Origin of the sequence: Streptomyces sp. NPDC047085 (genome assembly GCF_040643735.1) — a bacterium.
Classification (GTDB): Bacteria; Actinomycetota; Actinomycetes; order Streptomycetales; family Streptomycetaceae; genus Streptomyces.
Genome location: NZ_JBEYUW010000018.1, coordinates 138,749 through 156,588, shown reverse-complemented (window position 1 = coordinate 156,588; position 17,840 = coordinate 138,749). Strand labels below are relative to the sequence as shown.

Genomic DNA, 17,840 nt, shown 5'->3' with positions numbered 1-17,840 from the left:
GCCCGGTTACATTCCGAACCCGGAAGCTAAGCCTCACAGCGCCGATGGTACTGCAGGGGGGACCCTGTGGGAGAGTAGGACGCCGCCGAACAAATCTTGGGAAAACCCCCGCATCTTCGGATGCGGGGGTTTTCTGCGTTCAGGGTCCTTTAGGGTCGGGGTATGCGCTACGACTTGATCATCTTCGACAATGACGGCGTCCTTGTCGACAGCGAGCCGATCTCCAACCGACTGCTCGCCACGTATCTGACCGAGTTGGGGCACCCGACGACGTACGAGGACTCCATCCGGGACTACATGGGGTCGGCGATGCACCGCATTCACGACCTGGTGCTGGAGCGGACGGGGCAGCGGTTGCCGGACGACTTCGACGATGTCTTCCATGCGCGCGTGTTCGCCGCGTTCGAGCGGGAGTTGAAGCCCGTGGCTGGCGTCGGCGACGTACTGGAGAAGCTGGCCGCGGACGGAGTGCCGTACTGCGTGGCGTCCTCCGGGAGTCATGAGCGCATCCGGGTGGGGCACCGGACGACGGGCCTCGACCGGTGGTTCGAGGAGGACCGCGTCTTCAGCTCGCAGGATGTCGGACGGGGCAAGCCGGCACCCGACCTCTTCCTGTACGCGGCCGAGCGGATGGGTGTCGCCCCGGAGCGCTGTGCGGTCGTGGAGGACTCTCCGCTGGGCGTACAGGCGGCCGTGGCAGCCGGGATGGACGTGTACGGGTTCACCGCGATGACGCCGGCGGAGCGGCTCGCGGGGGCTACGCAACTCTTCGTCGGCATGGGTGAGTTGGCTGACCTGCTGGTATGACCTGAGACAGCCGCCCGGGCTGACAATTGTCATGCGGACCTCCGGACGATCGTTTCTACTGGCGGACCCCTGCCGGCGGCGAAGCTGAGGGCATGACGAAGAACACGGGGAACCAGGGCCGAGGCAAGGACCGGAAGCAGAACCCGAGCGCGCTGGACCACTTCAGGCCGCTGCTCGTGGATGTGGCGGTGCCGCTCGGCTCGTACTACCTCTTCAAGGACGCCTTCGGGACGAGCACCTTCGCGGCGCTCGCCTGGAGCAGCGTGGTGCCGGCGGTCCGGACCGTGTGGGGTCTGGTCAGGGAGCGGAGGACCAACGCCCTGGCCGGCCTCATCCTGGTCGTCAATGTCGTCTCGCTGCTGCTCAGCTTCGTCTCCGGGGATCCGCGGCTGATGCTCGCCAAGGACGGTGCGGTCAGCAGCACGGTCGCCATCGGCATCCTGGTCTCCGTGGCCCTCGGCCGCCCGATGATGACCGCGGGCATGAAGCCCTTCCTGGTGAAGGGCGACGCGGCGAAGGAGGCCGCCTGGCAGCGGCTGGTGTCGGGGGCGGTGGCCGGCTCGGCCGAGTTCCTGCGCCGTGAGCGGATGTTCTCCGTGGTGTGGGGCGTGGCGCTGCTCGTCGAGTGCGTGGCTCGGGTGGTGGGCGCGTACACCCTCCCCGTGGACACCATGGTCTGGCTGGGCGGGGTCATGATGGTCGTCGTGATGGGGATGACCTTTGTGATCAGTGGTGGTCTCGCCGCCGAGCCGATGGGGCGCCTGCTCGCCGCCGAGGTGGAGGCCGGGGAGTCCGGGGAGGCGGGGGAGGCCGGGGAGGACACCGCCAGGGCGACGGAGGTCGCCGTCGCCGCCTGACCCACCCTCCGCTCCGCCAAAGCTGAAGGAAATTCATCTTTGGCTGGATCTACCCAGGGGTAGCCCGGGGCCCTACGCTCGCCGCCATGACTGATGTGCTGCGGCGCGGTAGGGCCTCGTTGGCGTTCAGCTTCTTCGCCCAGGGCGCCACCTTCGCCCTCCTCGTGACGCGCATCCCGGCCATCCAGGACCGGTACGGCGTCTCCGACGCGCTGCTGCCGGTCTTTCTGGCCGCCGTACCGATCCTCGCCGGTGTCGGCAGCGTGAGCACCGAGCAGCTGGTGAAGCGAATACGGCCCAGCCGGCTGCTGCGCTGGTCCCAGCCGGTGGTGCTGCTGGCGCTGCTCGGTGCCGGGGCGGGCGGCCAGGTGGCCGAGCTGGCGGTCGCGCTCGGGGTGTTCGGGCTGGCCGTGGGGGCGCTGGACGCCTCCATGAACATGCTCGGGGTGAGCCTGCAGCGGTCGTACGGGCGCAGCATCATGCTCAGCTTTCACGCGGCCTACAGCCTGGGCGGGATCCTCGGGGCCTCGCTGGCCTGGGCGGGGGCGCACTGGCATCTGGCGCTGTGGGTGTCGTATCTGCCGGTGGTGGCGGTGCTGTTGCCGGCGACGCTGGTGGGGAGCCGGTGGTACGTCGACGGGGCCGCGGGGGCCGCGGCGGAGCGGGCCGGGTCGGGTGGCGAAGCCGTCGGTGGGGGTGCCGGTGGGGGTGTGGTCTTCAAGCTGCTGCTGCCGCTGTGTCTGGTGATGACCTTCGCGTACATCGGGGACTCGACCGTCTCCAACTGGAGCGCGAAGTATCTGAAGGATGTGCTGGGGAGTTCGGAGCAGCTGGCGACCGTGCCGTACAACGTGTACATGGTGACCACGCTGGTGGGGCGGGCCATCGGGGACTTCGGGGTGCGGCGGTTCGGGGCCGTGACGGTCGTACGGCTGGGGACGCTGGTGGCGGCCGGTGGGTTCGCGGTGGTGGCCTCGGCGCCGGGGGCCTGGGTGGGGATGCTCGGGTTCACCCTGCTGGGGCTGGGGTTGTGCGTGCTGGTGCCGCAGACGTTCGCGGCGGCGGGGCGGTTGTTCCCCGGGGCGTCGGACGCGGCCGTCGCACGGCTGAACATCTTCAATTACGTCGGTTTCCTGGTCGGTTCGCCGTTGGTGGGGGCGCTCGGCGATGTGTGGAGCTATCGGGGAGCGATGCTTGTGCCGATGGTGTTGGTGCTGGTGACGTTGGTGTACGCCAGGTCGTTCGCCGCTCAACCGGACCGATACGGTGGCGGGCATGAGCGGCCGCGCACAGCTGATGTGGGACGAGGCAGTAACGGGCTATGACTTCGGCCCGGACCATCCGATGGATCCGGTCCGGCTGGAGCTGACCCGGAAACTCGTGGGGGCCTTCGGGCTCGACCGGGAGATGGAGGTCGTCGCGGCGAAGCCGGCCGGGGAGTCGACGCTGCGGCTGGTCCACCGGGAGGACTACATCCACGCGGTGAAGGTCGCGTCGGCGGATCCGGCCGGGGCCCAGGGTGAGTACGGGCTCGGCACGCTCGACGATCCGGCCTTCGCCGGGATGCACGAGGTCTCCGCGCTGATCGCCGGGCAGTCCGTCGGGGCCGCGGAGGCGGTGTGGCGGGGCGACGTCGAGCACGCCGTGAACTTCGCGGGCGGGCTGCATCATGCGATGCCCGGGGGCGCGTCGGGGTTCTGCATCTACAACGACGCGGCCCTCGCGATCGCGCGGCTGCTGGAGCTGGGGGCGGAGCGGGTCGCGTACGTGGACGTGGACGTGCATCACGGGGACGGGGTGCAGGCCGCCTTCTGGGAGGATCCGCGGGTACTGACGATCTCGCTGCACGAGCATCCTCGTACGTTGTTCCCGGGGACCGGGTGGCCGCAGGAGACCGGGGCCGGGGCCGGGGAGGGGGCGGCCGTGAACGTCGCCCTTCCGGCGGGGACCGGGGACGCGGGGTGGGTACGGGCGTTCCACGCGGTGGTGCCGGAGCTGCTCGCGGAGTTCCGGCCGCAGGTGGTGGTGTCGCAGCACGGGGCCGACACGCACTTCGAGGATCCGTTGGCGCATCTCGCTGTCTCGCTGGACGCGCAGCGGGCCCTGCAGGTGGCGTGTCATGAGCTGGCGCACGAGTACGCGGGCGGCAAGTGGGTCGCCCTGGGCGGCGGCGGGTACGCGGTGGTGGATGTGGTGCCGCGGTCGTGGACGCATCTGGTGGGGATCGCCGCGGGGCGGGAGGTCGCGCCGGAGACGGAGATTCCCGAGGGGTGGCGGCGGGAGGTGTACGCGCGGACCCGGCGGGTTGCTCCGCAGCGGATGACGGATGGGCGATGGCCGGTGTCCTTCGCGGCGTGGGAGGCGGGGTACGACCCCGCTGATCGCTTGGATCAGGCGGTGTTGGCGACGCGGCGGGCGGTGTTTCCGTTGCGGGGGTTGTTGGCGTAGTGGCTCCGCCGGTGGAACCCGTTTTCCCGCCCGCCCGCCCGTGGCTGTTTTGCCGAGAGGGTGCCCGACAGGTGGGGGGTCCGGTGGGTGGGCGAGTGCGGGTCGAGCGTCGCCCTGCTGGTGGAGCCAGCGCTCGGTGCTGGGGGTGTGGGGTCGGGGTTAGGCCAAGAGGGGGGTGTTTTGGGGTTTTGGGGTGTGGGGGTGGGTGGATGAGTCACCATCGCAGCCGTGTCGGAGACCTCTGCCCTGCGTACGCACCTGTTGGCTGCTCGGCTGGCCGGGGTGGTGGGGACGGCCAGGGAGGACAGTCTTCGCAGGTATCGGCTGTTCGCTGCGCGGGATCCCCGGGTGTTGATCGGGATTGATCCCGAAGGTGCCTGGGGGCAGCGGGAGTTGCTCGATCTGATGGCGGACAGGTGTGGGGTGTCGGCCGATCCGCGGCACACTTCGGGGTGGGATGTGATCGACCCGGAGCGGACGCTGACCGCGCTGGACGCCTTCGCCGGGCGGATCCGGAGCGCGGCGCGCGGCGGTGTGCCGGTGCTGTTCGGCACGGGGCATCCGCACCGGCTGCTCGGGTTCTACGCCGCCCTGGCAGACGCCCTGTCGGCGGCGGGGTGTGAGGTGCTCACCCCTGCGCAGGGTCGCTGTGTCGACATATTGACCCGGTTCGGTCTACGCACGCACCGCCTGGACTACGTACGAGGTGTTGCGTTGGTGCGGGAACCCGGGACCGAGCGCCCCGGTTGTGAGCCCTGGGTCCACAGTCACTCGCCGCTCCCGGTTCGGCTCGCGCTGGAAGCCGCCGCCGAGGCCGGCGGGCCGCTGCCCGGGCTGGTGATCGGTGATCATGGTTGGGTCTGCGGCGCAGGTCAGCTGGGGTTCGAGGCGATCGGGCTGGCGGACACGGACGATCCCGCGCCGTTCGTGGGGGAGGCCGAGGGGGCCGTGTCCGTCGTCGTTCCACTTGATGACGGGGTGCGGTCTAGTTACTACCGTCCGCTTACCCGCTACGTACTCAAACGAGCGTGTCTGTCACAGTAGGCCTGCGGTGGGTGCACCTCTTCCCCACTCGCATCACAGGCCCCTACATTGGGGAGTGAGCACGCAACGACGAAGAGTCACCGGAAGGGGAAGCCGGTGGCCGTCGAGTGCGGAAGGTTCAGGTGTGTCATGGCTGCAGCTGGCGAGAGGCCTCTGAACGAGGTTCAGTTCCTTACCGTGGCGGAGGTCGCCGCGGTGATGAGGGTGTCGAAGATGACCGTGTACCGGCTGGTGCACAGCGGTCATCTGCCCGCGATCCGGGTGGGGCGGTCCTTCCGCGTCCCGGAGCAAGCGGTACACGAGTACCTTCGCGAGAGTTTTGTGGGGGTGGAGACAGCCTGACGACGCTTCGGGGAGACCCGGAGGACACCTCGATTACAAGCTCAACGCTCGAGCGGGTAGGCTAGCCCCTCGTAGGTCGTGTGGGCCCATGGCGCCCAAACAACCGAGTGATGAGAAGTGAGCGAGGGTAGTCGTGGGCTCTGTTATCAAGAAGCGGCGCAAGCGGATGGCCAAGAAGAAGCACCGCAAGCTGCTCAAGCGCACGCGCGTTCAGCGTCGCAACAAGAAGTAAGCGACGCCGCGAGAGCGTCTCGCTGTGGCCCCCTGTCCAGGTGACGGGGGGCCACAGCCATGTCCGGGGGTGCCGGGCATTGGGGTGCCAGGCATATTCCGACTGGGGAATTTCCGCCACCTCGTGCATCGCGTGGTCATCACAGCGCAACGTCGACCCGCTAAGTTGGCCGCACACGGGGAACGCGGGCTGGGACCAGGTTTCGCACGAGACCGGGAAGGAAGGCGCTGATCTTGGGGAAGGTCGTGCTCGTCACCGGAGTGGCCCGGCAACTGGGCGGCCGGTTCGTGCGGCGGATCCAGCGGGACCCGGAGGTCGACCGGGTGATCGCCGTGGACGCGGTGCCGCCGGCGCACCATCTGGGCGGTGCCGAGTTCATCCAGGCCGACATCCGGCAGCCGACGATCGCCCGGGTGCTCGCCGAGACGAGCGCCGACACGGTCGTCCACATGGACGTGACCGGCACCGCGCTGGGCGGTGGCAGCCGGGCCACGGTCAAGGAGACCAACGTCATCGGCACCATGCAGCTGCTCGGTGCCTGCCAGAAGTCGCCGAATGTGCGGCGCCTGGTGGTGAAGTCCAGTACGAACGTCTACGGGTCCGCGTCACGTGATCCGGCCGTGTTCACCGAGACGACCCCGGCCAAATCGCTGCCGAGCGGCGGGTTCGCCAAGGACGCCGTAGAGGTCGAGGGGTATGTGCGCGGGTTCGCGCGGCGGCGGCCGGACGTCGCCGTGTGCGTGCTGCGGTTCGCCAACATCCTCGGGCCGACCGCGGACACCCCGCTCGCCGCGTTCTTCGCGCTGCCCGTCCTGCCGACCGTGTTCGGCTACGACCCCCGGCTGCAGTTCGTGCACGAGGACGACGTCATCGAGGTGCTGCGGATCGCCGCGCACGAGCCGCGCCGGGGCACGCTCAACAGCGGCACCTTCAACATCGCCGGGGACGGCGTGCTGCTGCTGTCGCAGTGTTCGCGACGGCTCGGGCGGCCCATCGTGCCGCTGCTGCTGCCCGCGGTCACCTGGGCCGGTTCGCTGGTGCGTACGCTGGGCATGACGGACTTCTCGCCGGAGCAGATCCGGCTGCTCACCCATGGGCGGGTGGTGGCCACCGACCAGATGCGCGAGACGCTGGGCTTCACGCCCAAGTACACGACGGCGGAGACGTTCGCGGACTTCGCGCGCGGCCAGGGACCGGGGCTGCTGCCGCCGGAGGCTCTCGCCGGGGCCGTCGACCGGATCGCCGCGCTGGCCGCGAAGGGCAGCGCTCACCTCTCCACGCACAGCGCCAATTAGCGCCAGACAGCGCCAACCGAGGAGCGCAGCAACGATGGCGGACGCCAAGGTCATTCCCTTCGACGACGACCGCTCCCGCGCGAGTGCCGTGCCGCGGCCGGCGCGGCGCCGGGGTGCGGGGAGCAGGCGCGGCGGTGCCGGGGAGGCGGCACCGGTCGGTGCGGTCCAGCCCCTGCCCACCAGGACGGTTCCGCAGGATGATGATCCCGTGACCCCGAAGGAGCAGCCGCGTACGGAGCCGTCGGGCGACGGCGGCCTGGAGCGGCGTATCGCCGGCGGCCTGGCCTTCCTGCGCCGCCGGCTGACCGGGGACTACGAGGTCGACGACTTCGGTTACGACGAGGAGCTGACCGACCAGGTCCTGATGTCGCTGCTGCGGCCGGTGTACGAGAAGTACTTCCGGGTCGAGGTGAAGGGCGTCGAGAACATCCCGGCCGAGGGCGGGGCGCTGATCGTCGCCAACCACTCCGGGACGCTGCCGCTGGACGGCCTGATGATGCAGGTCGCCGTGCACGACCACCACCCTGCCGACCGGCATCTGCGGCTGCTCGCCGCCGACCTGGTGTTCGTCCTCCCGGTCGTCAACGAGCTCGCCCGCAAGCTGGGCCACACCCTCGCCTGCTCCGAGGACGCCGAACGGCTGCTGGGGCAGGGTGAGCTGGTCGGGGTGATGCCGGAGGGCTTCAAGGGCATCGGCAAGCCCTTCAGCGAGCGGTACAAGCTCCAGCGGTTCGGTCGGGGCGGTTTCGTCTCCACGGCGCTGCGCGTGGGCGCTCCGATCATCCCGTGCTCGATCGTCGGGGCCGAGGAGATCTACCCGATGATCGGCAACGCGAAGACGCTGGCCAGGCTGCTGGGCTTCCCCTACTTCCCGCTGACGCCGACCTTCCCCTGGCTGGGCCCGCTCGGTGCGGTGCCGCTGCCCACCAAGTGGACGATCCAGTTCGGCGAGCCGATCCCGACGGACGGCTATCCGCCGGAGGCGGCCGAGGACCCGATGCTGATGTTCAACCTGACGGACCAGGTCCGGGAACAGATCCAGCACACGCTGTACAAGCTGCTGGTGCAGCGGCGGTCGGTGTTCTTCTGAGGAGGACGTGTTTTCCAGGGCAGCTCGCCCGAAGGGCGCTGGGTCCCGGCCGGTCGGGGTCGCCGGACGGAGTCCGGCGCAGCTGACCGAAGCCTGCGAAGCAGTGCGAGGACAGCAGACAAGAGGGGCCAAGCTGCTGGTACAGAGGCGGTCGGTGTTCTTCTGAGTCGGGGGTTTGTGCGGGTACGACGATGGTGGGGGCGCCCCTGCTCGGGAAGGGGTGCCCCCACCATCGTTGCCGTATGGGCTAGTTCGCGTCCTGGCTGTCGATGCCCAGGCCGGGGAGCAGGCCTGGCAGGAGCGGTGGGAGGGTGACGTCCGGTTCGCTCGTCGGGGACTTGCCGGCGGACGGGGAGCTGCCCTGGGAGCCGATGTGCGGCGGGTCGAGCAGGCCGCCCGTGGTGCCCCCGAGCAGGCCGTCCTCGGTGTCGCCGGTGGCCGCCGAGCCGCTGGGGCTCCCGGGGCTCGCGTGCTTGCCGGAGGACGGTGTGCCGCCGCTGCTGGGGGCGGTCGACCGGTGGGTGCCGGAGGAGGAGCCGGTGGACGCCGAGCCGGAGCCCTGCCGCGTGCCGTCGCCGGGTTCGGCGGACGGCTGCGGGAGCAGGGACTGCAGCGGGGCGACCTCTTGGTCTATGGCGTCGAAGACGGACGACACCTGGTCCCTGACGTCCCCGAGCTGCAGGGGCAGCTTGTCGCTCAGCGCGCTCCAGGTCTCGCGGTGGGACCGGGAGAAGGCGGAGAGGGCCTGGATGGGGCCCAGGGAGTCGGGGTCGGCCTCATAGGCCGCGTGCAGCAGGCGATGGCCCTCGGTCACGTCGTGCTGCATCCCGGACAGGGTGCGGCGGATCTCGCCGATGGACTCGTGGTCGAGCTGGCCGCCGCGGCCGCGCTCCATGAGCCGGCGGGCCTCGCTCAGCCGGGTGGAGGCCTGGTCGAGGTAGGTCTGGCCGCGCTCGTCGTCACCGTCGCTCAGGTAGTTGAGCCTGAAGTCCTCGATGCCGCGCTTGAGCCCGTACAGCGAGTCGCCGGGCAGCGAGTCGGAACTCGCGGCGGCGACTCCGCCGAAGGCGCTCGCGGCCACGCCGACACTGAGCCCGCCCGCGGTGAGCCCCTTGGCCAGCCGGGACCGCGGTCGCAGTTTGCCCAGCGGACTCGCCCGGTGCGCGCCCCGCCCCCGTGCTCTTTGCCCGGGCACCGACGCATCCGCCGCCCCGCCCGCCGTGCCCTCCTGGAGCATGGCCTCCATCGCGGCCACCAGCTGGGCGCGCTGGACGACCTTGACCTCGGGGTCGAGCTGCGGCCTGGGCAGCGCGCCGAGATCTGCCGCGAGGGCCAACAGCTCGCCCTGCTCGGACAGTTCCTCGGTGGTCGGCGGCGATCCCGCCCGTGCTGCGGACTGCTCGGCCGCCGTGTCCCGGTCGGACTGCTCCTCCAGGGCCTGGGCGAAGGCGTTCGCCCGCCGGTGGGCCGATACGTTCGCGATCACTGGCGGCACCTCCTCTCGTCATGACGGTCGACTCCCCAGGGGGTCCTGAGGGTTGCACGCCCACGACCAGTTCCACCCGATCGAGCGATCAGGGGCGGCCAGGGCGTGACCACAGGGAGCCTGTATCCCGCACAACGAGCGGCTCGGCACTTGGGTTACGGACGCCGGATGATCCGATCGGAAAGTCAACGTGCTTTCACGGAACGTGAGTTGATTGTTGCTCTGAGTGGTCGCGGCCCGGGGCCCGGCTCAGCGCGCGTCGTCCGGCAGGAGCCGGGCGAGGGTGCGTACGGCCCGGTACTGGAGCGTCTTGATGGCGCCCTCGTTCTTGCCCATCACCCGGGCGGTCTCGGCGACCGAGAGGCCCTGGAGGAAGCGGAGCGTCACGCACTCCTGCTGCTGGGGGTTGAGCCGGCGTACGGCGTCCAGCAGGGCGGCGTTCGAGAGGGACTCCAGGACGGAGTCCTCCGGGGAACGCTCCACCTCGTTGGCGTCGAGCATCTCGCCGGTGGTGACCTCGAGGCGGAAGCGGCTGGACTTGAAGTGGTCCGCGACGAGGTTGCGGGCGATCGTCACCAGCCAGGCGCCGAAGTCGCGGCCCTGCCAGGTGAAGGTGCCGATGCGCCGCAGGGCCCGCAGAAAGGTCTCGCTGGTGAGATCCTCGGCGGTCGCCTTGCCGCCGACCCGGTAGTAGATGTAGCGGTACACGGTGTCGCTGTACTGGTCGTACAGCCGCCCGAAGGCCTCGGCCTCCCCCGCCTGGGCGCGCTCGACGAGGTCCATCATCCGGGCGCTGTCGCTGTCGGCGGCCGGGCGGCGGGCGGTGGCGGCGCCGGCGGAGCGGCCGCGTCTGCCGACGGCGGCGCTGCCCTCGGCCAGTGCGTAGCACGGGCCCAGGGGTGCGGCGGTGGCGAAGGCGGGGACGGCGTACGCGGTGGGGACGAGGCCGCGCAGCGTCGCTTTGACCGCCGCGACCGATGCGCGCAGCGTAGCCAGGCCCGAGGCGTCAACCCCGACGTGTGGGTACACGGGACTCCCAGAGGCAGAGCTTCCATCACGTTCAGTGCGGAACCGTTCACCCGTCGTAGGGACGGAGAGGTACCGGTTTGCGTCTGAGGAGAATAACGCTTCGTGCAGGCCCTGCTACACCGAGTTGCTCAAATCATCGATTGCGTCGCTTCTGTTACCGATTGACGCCTGCTCAAGTGCCGTAGCTTGACCGGTTGTTGATCGAAATGAGCCCTGTTTCGGTGAGGTACGGGGCGTGTTGAAATGGCCGCGGCATAATTCGGGCGCGCGGGACTGTTGCTGGACCGGGGATGGGGCGCTGCTCGCTGAGAGGTGCCGCTGGCATCTGCGGCGGTCAGGCGGCCGACGGCGCCGGGCTACCGCCGGCGTCGGCTCAGGGCGATCGCCGCTGCCGTGCCGCCCGCGACCGCGCCGACGCCCGCTGCCGCCGGGATGCCGACCTTGGCGGCCTTGCGGCCGGTGCGGTAGTCGCGCAGGCGCCAGTCCTTTTCCCGGGCGTGTTTGCGGAGCTTGGAGTCCGGGTTGATGGCGTAGGGGTGGCCGACCAGGGACAGCATGGGGATGTCGTTGTGGCTGTCGCTGTACGCGGCGCAGCGGGAGAGGTCCAGGCCCTCCGCCGCGGCCAGCGCGCGCACCGCCTCCGCCTTCGCCGGGCCGTGCAGCGGCTCGCCCACCAGCTTGCCGGTGTAGATGCCGTCGACCGACTCCGCCACCGTGCCGAGCGCGCCGGTGAGGCCGAGGCGGCGGGCGATGACCTGGGCGATCTCGACGGGCGCGGCCGTGACCAGCCAGACCTTCTGGCCGGCGTCCAGGTGGGCCTGGGCGAGGGCGCGAGTGCCGGGCCACATGCGGTCGGCCATGTACTCGTCGTAGATCTCCTCGCCGATCGTCTCCAGTTCGGCGACGCGGTGGCCCTTGACGATGGACAGCGCGGAGTCCCGTACATCCTGCATGTGCTCGGGGTCCTCGACCCCGGCGAGCCGGAACCAGGCCTGCTGCCAGGCGAACCTGGCGAGATCGCGGGTCTCGAAGAACTTCCGCTTGTACAGGCCGCGCCCGAAGTGGAAGATCGCGGCGCCCTGCATCACGGTGTTGTCGAGGTCGAAGAAGGCGGCGGCCTTGTCGTCGCCGATGACCGGGAACTCGGGTTCCTGGTCGGCGACCTGCTGGGCTTCCTGTGCCTCCTGCGAGGACTTGCGGGCGGCCTCTGCCGAGGCCTCGCCTGCCAACACGCTCCGCGCCGTGGCGGAGCGCCTACGGGGAGTGAGCCATCCGAGAGCGGCCATGCGGTGAGCATAGCCAGTCTGTTCGGCACTTCCGGAGTCGTGGGGTTTGAACGGTGTGAACTCTCCGCGACCGCGTCGTTAAAGAAGCGCGAGAATGGCCGACATGAGTCCTCTCTTCCGGCGCAAGACCGCACCTCAGGAGCGGTTGGTCACCCTCATCCGCAAGCCCGGCTGCCATCTGTGCGACGACGCGCAGGCCGTGATCGAGAAGGTCTGCGGCGAACTCGGCGTGCCCTGGGAACAGAAGGACATCACCCAGGACCAGCAGCTGCACGACCAGTACTGGGAGCAGATCCCCGTCGTCCTCGTCGACGGCCGTCAGCACACCTTCTGGCGGGTGGACGAGGGCCGTCTGCGCAAGGAGCTGACCGGCGGATGACGGACAGGGCGACGGGCCGGTGACCGGGAAAGGGCACGGAAGCGAACGGGAACCGGCGGGGAGGTGACCGGGAACTGACCGAGCAGTACAAGTCCGGGTCGAATGTCGCTTAGGATCGACGACGGTTTGGTCTCGGGGGCGGGATTCATGAGGAGTGTGTCGTTTTGCCCCCTGGTGTTGCCCCGGGATCGACGCGCGTGACCCCGGTCACGTTGGCCGGGCAAATCGGACACCATCTTTGTGCACGCGTTCACAAAGACATAGCCTGCTGTCGACGGGGCGGTCTGGGGAAGTATGACCGCCCGCAGCCCCGCTCTACCCGCAGGAGCACCGTGGCAACTGGCCGAACACACCGACCGGCGACCCGTAGCCGAGGGATTCCCGAGGCCACCGTCGCCAGGCTTCCGCTGTACCTCCGAGCCCTGACCGCACTGTCGGAGCGCTCGGTACCCACGGTCTCCTCCGAGGAGCTGGCCGCGGCGGCGGGGGTCAACTCCGCGAAGCTGCGCAAGGATTTCTCGTACCTGGGCTCCTACGGAACGCGCGGTGTCGGCTACGACGTGGAGTATCTCGTCTACCAGATCTCCCGTGAACTCGGCCTGACCCAGGACTGGCCGGTTGTCATCGTCGGTATCGGTAACCTCGGCGCCGCCCTCGCCAACTACGGCGGGTTCGCCTCCCGTGGTTTCCGGGTCGCCGCGCTGATCGACGCCGACCCGGCGATGGCCGGAAAGCCGGTCGCGGGCATCCCCGTCCAGCACACCGACGACCTCGAGAAGATCATCAAGGACAACGGGGTCTCCATCGGCGTGATCGCCACCCCGGCCGGCGCCGCCCAGCAGGTCTGCGACCGGCTCGTGGCTGCCGGGGTCACCTCCATCCTGAACTTCGCGCCGACCGTGCTGTCCGTCCCGGACGGCGTCGACGTGCGCAAGGTGGACCTCTCCATCGAGCTGCAGATCCTCGCCTTCCACGAGCAGCGCAAGGCCGGCGAGGAGACCACCGTGGGCGAGAGCGGACTGCCCGCCGCCACCACCCGCGAGGACACCGCCGACCAGGGACCTGACGGGGACGTGCCCGCCGTGATGCCGGCATGAGCCTCCTCGTCGTCGGACTGAGCCACCGCAGCGCGCCCGTGAGCGTGCTGGAGCGGGCCTCGCTGAGCGGGGACGCCCAGGTCAAGCTGGCCCAGGACACGGTCGCCGCCGAGCCGGCCACCGAGGCCGCGGTCCTCGCCACCTGCAACCGCATCGAGCTGTACGCCGACGTGGACAAGTTCCACGCCGGTGTCGCCGAGCTGTCCACGCTGCTCGCCCAGCACAGCGGGGTCGGCCTGGAAGAGCTGACGCCCTACCTCTACGTGCACTACGAGGACCGGGCCGTCCACCACCTGTTCTCGGTGGCCTGCGGGCTCGACTCCATGGTCGTCGGCGAGGGGCAGATCCTCGCCCAGATCAAGGACTCCCTGGCCCGCGCCCAGGAGCTGCACAGCGCCGGCAAGCTGATGAACGACCTGTTCCAGCAGTCCCTGCGGGTCGGCAAGCGCGCCCACTCCGAGACCGGCATCGACCGCGCCGGCCAGTCCCTGGTCACCTTCGGCCTGGAGCAGCTGGCCGCGGGCGGCGACGTGCGGGAATGGGCCGCGGGCCGCAAGGCGCTGGTCATCGGCGCCGGGTCGATGTCCTCCCTGGCGGCCGCGACGCTCGCGCGGGCCGGTGTCGCCGAGGTCGTCGTCGCCAACCGCACCTTCGAGCGCGCCGAGCGCCTGGCCCAGATCCTGAACGAGGCCGAGGACAACGCGGTGACCGCCCGTGCGGTACGGATGGACTCCGTGCCGGACGAGCTGACACGTGCCGACGTCGTCGTCTCCTGCACCGGCGCGACCGGTCTGGTACTCACCGCCGAGGCGATCGCGAAGGCCGTCGAGGGCCGCACCGGGCGGCCCGCGACCGGCACCGGTGCCGCGGCCGCGCAGCCCGAGCCCCCGCTGAAGCAGGACACCCCGCTGCCGCCCACCAGCGTCGGCACCGAGGAGAACTGCCCTCTGGACCTGGCCGCCGTACAGGGCGCGACCGGCTTCTCCGTGCACGGCGAGGCCGCCGTGGCCGGCATGGACGCGGCCACCCTGGAGCAGCACGCGGCCTGGGTGGCGGGCGGGACCGTGGACCGCCGCGAGACCTCGCGTCGTACGGCGGAGGCCGAGGCCCGCACCCCCGAGGCCGACGCGGAGCTGATCGGCGCGCTCGCCGCGGCCGTCGCCACCGTCGGCCGCATCCCCGAGCACCGCAAGCCCGAACCGGTCGCCGAGATCCCGCGCCCGGCCCCCACCATGTTCCTCCTCGACCTCGCCATGCCCCGCGACATCGACGCGGCCGTGCACCGGCTGGCCGGGGTGCGCCTGGTGGACATCGAGTCCCTCGCCGAGGCCTCGGCGGACGCGCCGATGGCGTCCGATGTGGACCTGGTCCGGCGTATCGTCTCCGACGAGGTCGCGGCCTTCGGCGCGGCACAGCGGGCGGCGCACATCACGCCGACCGTGGTCGCGCTGCGCACCATGGCCGCCGACGTCGTCGCCGGCGAGATCGCGCGGCTCGACGGCCGCCTGCCCGACCTGGACGAACGCCAGCGCGGCGAGATCCGGCAGGCGGTGCACCGGGTCGTCGACAAGCTGCTGCACGCGCCGACCGTACGGGTCAAGCAGCTCGCGGCCGAGCCCGGCGGCGCCGGGTACGCGGACGCGCTGCGCACCCTGTTCGACCTCGACCCCGAGACGGTCGCCTCCGTCTCCCGGGCCGAGGACAGCACAGACAAGAAGGACCGACCGGCATGAGCGAGAAACCACTGAGGCTGGGGACCAGGCGGAGCAAGCTCGCCATGGCCCAGTCCGGGCAGGTGGCGGAGGCCGTCCGCCAGGTGACCGGACGATCCGTCGAGCTGGTCGAGATCACCACGTACGGCGACGTCTCCCGCGAGGCGCTCGCGCAGATCGGCGGCACCGGCGTGTTCGTCACGGCGCTGCGCGACGCGCTGCTGAAGGGCGAGGTCGACTTCGCGGTTCATTCGCTCAAGGACCTGCCGACCACGCAGCCCGAGGAACTGGTCCTGGCCGCCGTCCCGGTGCGCGAGGACCCGCGGGACGTGATCGTCGCCCGGGACGCGCTGAAGTTCACCGACCTGCCGCGCGGCGCCCGCATAGGCACCGGCTCCCCGCGCCGCATGGCGCAGCTGAACGCGTACGCGCGCACCCACGGCCTGGACATCGAGACGGTCCCGATCCGGGGCAACGTGGATACCCGGATCGGATACGTGCGGGACGGCGACCTGGACGCCGTCGTGCTCGCGGCCGCCGGACTCAACCGGATCGGCCGGATCGACGAGGTCACCGACTTCCTGTCGGTCGACACGGTTCTGCCCGCCCCCGGCCAGGGGGCCCTGGCGATCGAGTGTGCCGCGGACAACGCGGACCTGATCGCGGCGCTCGGCGAACTCGACGACCCGTTCACGCGGGCCGCCGTGACCGCCGAGCGGTCACTGCTCGCCGCCCTGGAGGCCGGCTGCAGCGCCCCTGTGGGCGCGCTGGCCGACCTTCTGGCCGACGGGCAGTTCGTCAAGGAAATGCGCCTGCGGGGCGTCGTCGGCACGACCGACGGCACTCGCATGGTGCAGCTGTCCACCACCGGTCCCGTGCCCCAGACGCACGAGCAGGCGGAGGCACTCGGTCGCGGACTCGCCACCGGGATGCTCGCCCAGGGCGCGGCCGGTCTGATGGGGGAGCGAGCACATTGAGCCCCACCGCCCTTCCTGCCGCCGGTCCGGAACACGGGCACGTCACCTTCCTCGGTGCCGGACCCGGGGATCCGGGACTGCTGACTCTGCGCGCCGTGGAGGCGCTGTCGAACGCGGACGTTCTGGTCGCCGAGCACGAGGTGCTCGACATGATCCGGACGCACGCCCGACAGGGCGTCTCCGTGCTGGAGACGGACGCAGACCATTCCTCGATCTCGCCGCCGGGCACGGGCACGCCCCAGCTGACGGTCGTTGACGGCACGTCAACAACCGCCGCTCCCCCGGGCGCTGCCCGGGATGCCGCTCATCTTGTCATGGAGGCCGCGCGGGGCGGCAGGCGGGTCGTCCGTGCGGTGTCCGGGGACCCGGGACTTGATACGTACGCGGCCGAGGAAATGCTCGCCTGCGCCGCCGCCGGGGTGCCCTTCGAGGTCGTCCCGGGCATCGCGGCCGCGGTCGGCGTGCCCGCGTACGCCGGTGTGCCGCTGCGGGACGCGCAGGGCGCGGACGTCCGGTTCGTGGACGCCCGTACGGCGTCGGACCGCTGCTGGACGGAGGTGGGCGCGTCGGACGGCACGGTCGTCGTCTCGACGACCCTGGACTCGGTGGCGGCGGCCGCCGGGGAGCTGGTGTCGGCGGGCCGCAAGCCGGACACCCCGCTGACGGTCACCGTCGCCGGTACGACGACCCGCCAGCGCACCTGGACGGCGACGCTCGGCACGATCGCGCAGACGCTGAAGCAGGCGAAGGTGCTGCCGTCGCCGGACGGCGGCCGGCCGGTGATAGCCGTGGTCGGTGAGCGTTCCGCCGCCGCCCAGCGCGACCAGCTGTCGTGGTTCGAGTCCAAGCCGCTGTTCGGCTGGAAGGTGCTCGTGCCGCGTACGAAGGAGCAGGCGGCGTCGCTCTCCGACCAGCTGCGGTCCTACGGCGCCGTGCCGCACGAGGTCCCGACGATCGCGGTGGAGCCGCCGCGCACGCCCCAGCAGATGGAGCGGGCCGTCAAGGGCCTGGTGACCGGCCGCTACGAGTGGATCGCCTTCACCTCGGTGAACGCGGTCAAGGCGGTCCGCGAGAAGTTCGAGGAGTACGGCCTCGACGCGCGTGCCTTCGCGGGCATCAAGGTGGCCGCGGTGGGCGAGCAGACCGCCAAGGCGCTGATCGCCTTCGGCGTGAAGCCGGACCTGGTGCCGAGCGGCGAGCAGTCCGCCGCGGGCCTGCTGGAGGACTGGCCGCCGTACGACCCGGTGTTCGACCCGATCGACCGCGTCTTCCTGCCGCGCGCCGACATCGCCACGGAGACACTGGTGGCCGGGCTCATCGAGCTGGGCTGGGAGGTCGACGACGTCACGGCGTACCGGACCGTGCGGGCCTCGCCGCCGCCGGCGGAGACGCGTGAGGCGATCAAGGGCGGTGGCTTCGACGCCGTTCTGTTCACGTCGTCCTCGACTGTCCGGAACCTGGTGGGTATCGCGGGCAAGCCGCACAACGTGACGGTGATCGCGTGCATCGGCCCGGCCACGGCCAAGACGGCCGAGGAGCATGGCCTGCGGGTCGACGTCATGGCCCCGGAGCCGTCCGTGCACAAGCTGGCGGAGGCGCTGGCCGACTTCGGCCTGAAGCGCCGCGCCGCCGCGCTGGAGGCGGGCGACCCGGTGACCCGGCCGAGCGAGCGCCGGCCGGGGGCGCGCAGGCGCCGTACGACGACGTGAGGTGTGGCGGAGTGCTCCTTGCCGGGGCGCTCCGCCGGATTGCCGAAGGG

General features: G+C 70.8%; 17 protein-coding genes and 1 rRNA gene. 15 read left to right on the top strand and 3 right to left on the bottom strand.

Translation table 11 applies throughout. The features are described 5' to 3' along the window. The 10 genes from rrf to ABZ865_RS38990 all read left to right on the top strand — a co-directional run. Positions 1 to 91: ribosomal RNA gene (rrf, locus tag ABZ865_RS39035) — 5S ribosomal RNA — on the top strand; the annotation flags it as partial. Positions 92 to 162: 71 nt separating this feature from the next. Continuing rightward, positions 163 to 807 (top strand): HAD family hydrolase, encoded by a 645-nt coding sequence (locus ABZ865_RS39030; protein WP_361241284.1) that lies wholly within the window; start codon positions 163 to 165, stop codon positions 805 to 807. 92 nt (positions 808 to 899) lie between these two features. Beyond that, positions 900 to 1,664 (top strand): VC0807 family protein, encoded by a 765-nt coding sequence (locus ABZ865_RS39025; RefSeq protein ID WP_361241281.1) that lies wholly within the window; start codon positions 900 to 902, stop codon positions 1,662 to 1,664. Positions 1,665 to 1,750: 86 nt separating this feature from the next. Then, positions 1,751 to 2,989, top strand: a complete 1,239-nt coding sequence (locus tag ABZ865_RS39020; RefSeq protein WP_361241278.1) for an MFS transporter — start codon at positions 1,751 to 1,753, stop codon at positions 2,987 to 2,989. Further along, complete coding sequence (locus ABZ865_RS39015; protein WP_361241275.1) at positions 2,940 to 4,112, top strand: acetoin utilization protein AcuC; 1,173 nt, start codon at positions 2,940 to 2,942, stop codon at positions 4,110 to 4,112. The genes ABZ865_RS39020 and ABZ865_RS39015 overlap by 50 nt, the downstream gene beginning before the upstream one ends. 228 nt (positions 4,113 to 4,340) lie before the next feature. Then, the gene (locus tag ABZ865_RS39010) at positions 4,341 to 5,156 is read left to right on the top strand and encodes a phosphatase (protein ID WP_361241273.1); all 816 of its coding nucleotides are present in this window, start codon (positions 4,341 to 4,343) and stop codon (positions 5,154 to 5,156) included. A 129-nt stretch (positions 5,157 to 5,285) separates the two neighbouring features. Further along, complete coding sequence (locus ABZ865_RS39005; RefSeq protein WP_159399367.1) at positions 5,286 to 5,498, top strand: helix-turn-helix domain-containing protein; 213 nt, start codon at positions 5,286 to 5,288, stop codon at positions 5,496 to 5,498. A 133-nt stretch (positions 5,499 to 5,631) separates the two neighbouring features. Beyond that, a complete protein-coding gene (locus tag ABZ865_RS39000; RefSeq protein ID WP_003948845.1) occupies positions 5,632 to 5,730 on the top strand; it encodes an AURKAIP1/COX24 domain-containing protein in 99 nt (32 codons plus the stop codon). 233 nt (positions 5,731 to 5,963) lie between these two features. After that, positions 5,964 to 7,025, top strand: coding sequence for an NAD-dependent epimerase/dehydratase family protein (locus ABZ865_RS38995; protein WP_361241270.1), 1,062 nt, complete (start codon positions 5,964 to 5,966; stop codon positions 7,023 to 7,025). Between the two features lie 34 nt (positions 7,026 to 7,059). Beyond that, positions 7,060 to 8,115, top strand: coding sequence for a lysophospholipid acyltransferase family protein (locus tag ABZ865_RS38990; RefSeq protein ID WP_361241267.1), 1,056 nt, complete (start codon positions 7,060 to 7,062; stop codon positions 8,113 to 8,115). A 247-nt stretch (positions 8,116 to 8,362) separates the two neighbouring features. On the opposite strand, the gene ABZ865_RS38985 is transcribed toward ABZ865_RS38990, so the two are convergent. The 3 genes from ABZ865_RS38985 to ABZ865_RS38975 all read right to left on the bottom strand — a co-directional run bounded on the left by ABZ865_RS38985 (position 8,363) and on the right by ABZ865_RS38975 (position 11,916). Then, positions 8,363 to 9,601 (bottom strand): DUF5667 domain-containing protein, encoded by a 1,239-nt coding sequence (locus ABZ865_RS38985; RefSeq protein WP_361241265.1) that lies wholly within the window; start codon positions 9,599 to 9,601, stop codon positions 8,363 to 8,365. A 249-nt stretch (positions 9,602 to 9,850) separates the two neighbouring features. Next, complete coding sequence (locus ABZ865_RS38980; RefSeq protein ID WP_361241262.1) at positions 9,851 to 10,630, bottom strand: ECF subfamily RNA polymerase sigma factor, BldN family; 780 nt, start codon at positions 10,628 to 10,630, stop codon at positions 9,851 to 9,853. A gap of 356 nt (positions 10,631 to 10,986) precedes the next feature. Further along, positions 10,987 to 11,916: an HAD-IB family hydrolase gene (locus ABZ865_RS38975; protein WP_361241259.1), complete on the bottom strand. Its 930-nt coding sequence runs from the start codon at positions 11,914 to 11,916 to the stop codon at positions 10,987 to 10,989. Positions 11,917 to 12,010: 94 nt separating this feature from the next. Between ABZ865_RS38975 and ABZ865_RS38970 the strand changes: the two genes are divergently transcribed. The 5 genes from ABZ865_RS38970 (at position 12,011) to ABZ865_RS38950 (ending at position 17,790) form a co-directional block, all read left to right on the top strand. Continuing rightward, positions 12,011 to 12,295: a glutaredoxin family protein gene (locus tag ABZ865_RS38970; RefSeq protein WP_361241256.1), complete on the top strand. Its 285-nt coding sequence runs from the start codon at positions 12,011 to 12,013 to the stop codon at positions 12,293 to 12,295. Positions 12,296 to 12,627: 332 nt separating this feature from the next. Continuing rightward, complete coding sequence (locus ABZ865_RS38965) at positions 12,628 to 13,392, top strand: redox-sensing transcriptional repressor Rex (protein ID WP_361241253.1); 765 nt, start codon at positions 12,628 to 12,630, stop codon at positions 13,390 to 13,392. Next, positions 13,389 to 15,125, top strand: coding sequence for a glutamyl-tRNA reductase (locus ABZ865_RS38960; protein WP_361241250.1), 1,737 nt, complete (start codon positions 13,389 to 13,391; stop codon positions 15,123 to 15,125). Before ABZ865_RS38965 ends, ABZ865_RS38960 begins: the two co-directional genes overlap by 4 nt. Continuing rightward, positions 15,122 to 16,081, top strand: a complete 960-nt coding sequence (gene hemC / locus ABZ865_RS38955) for a hydroxymethylbilane synthase (RefSeq protein ID WP_361241248.1) — start codon at positions 15,122 to 15,124, stop codon at positions 16,079 to 16,081. The genes ABZ865_RS38960 and hemC overlap by 4 nt, the downstream gene beginning before the upstream one ends. Then, positions 16,078 to 17,790, top strand: a complete 1,713-nt coding sequence (locus tag ABZ865_RS38950) for a bifunctional uroporphyrinogen-III C-methyltransferase/uroporphyrinogen-III synthase (RefSeq protein WP_361241245.1) — start codon at positions 16,078 to 16,080, stop codon at positions 17,788 to 17,790. The genes hemC and ABZ865_RS38950 overlap by 4 nt, the downstream gene beginning before the upstream one ends. Positions 17,791 to 17,840 lie beyond the last annotated feature (50 nt).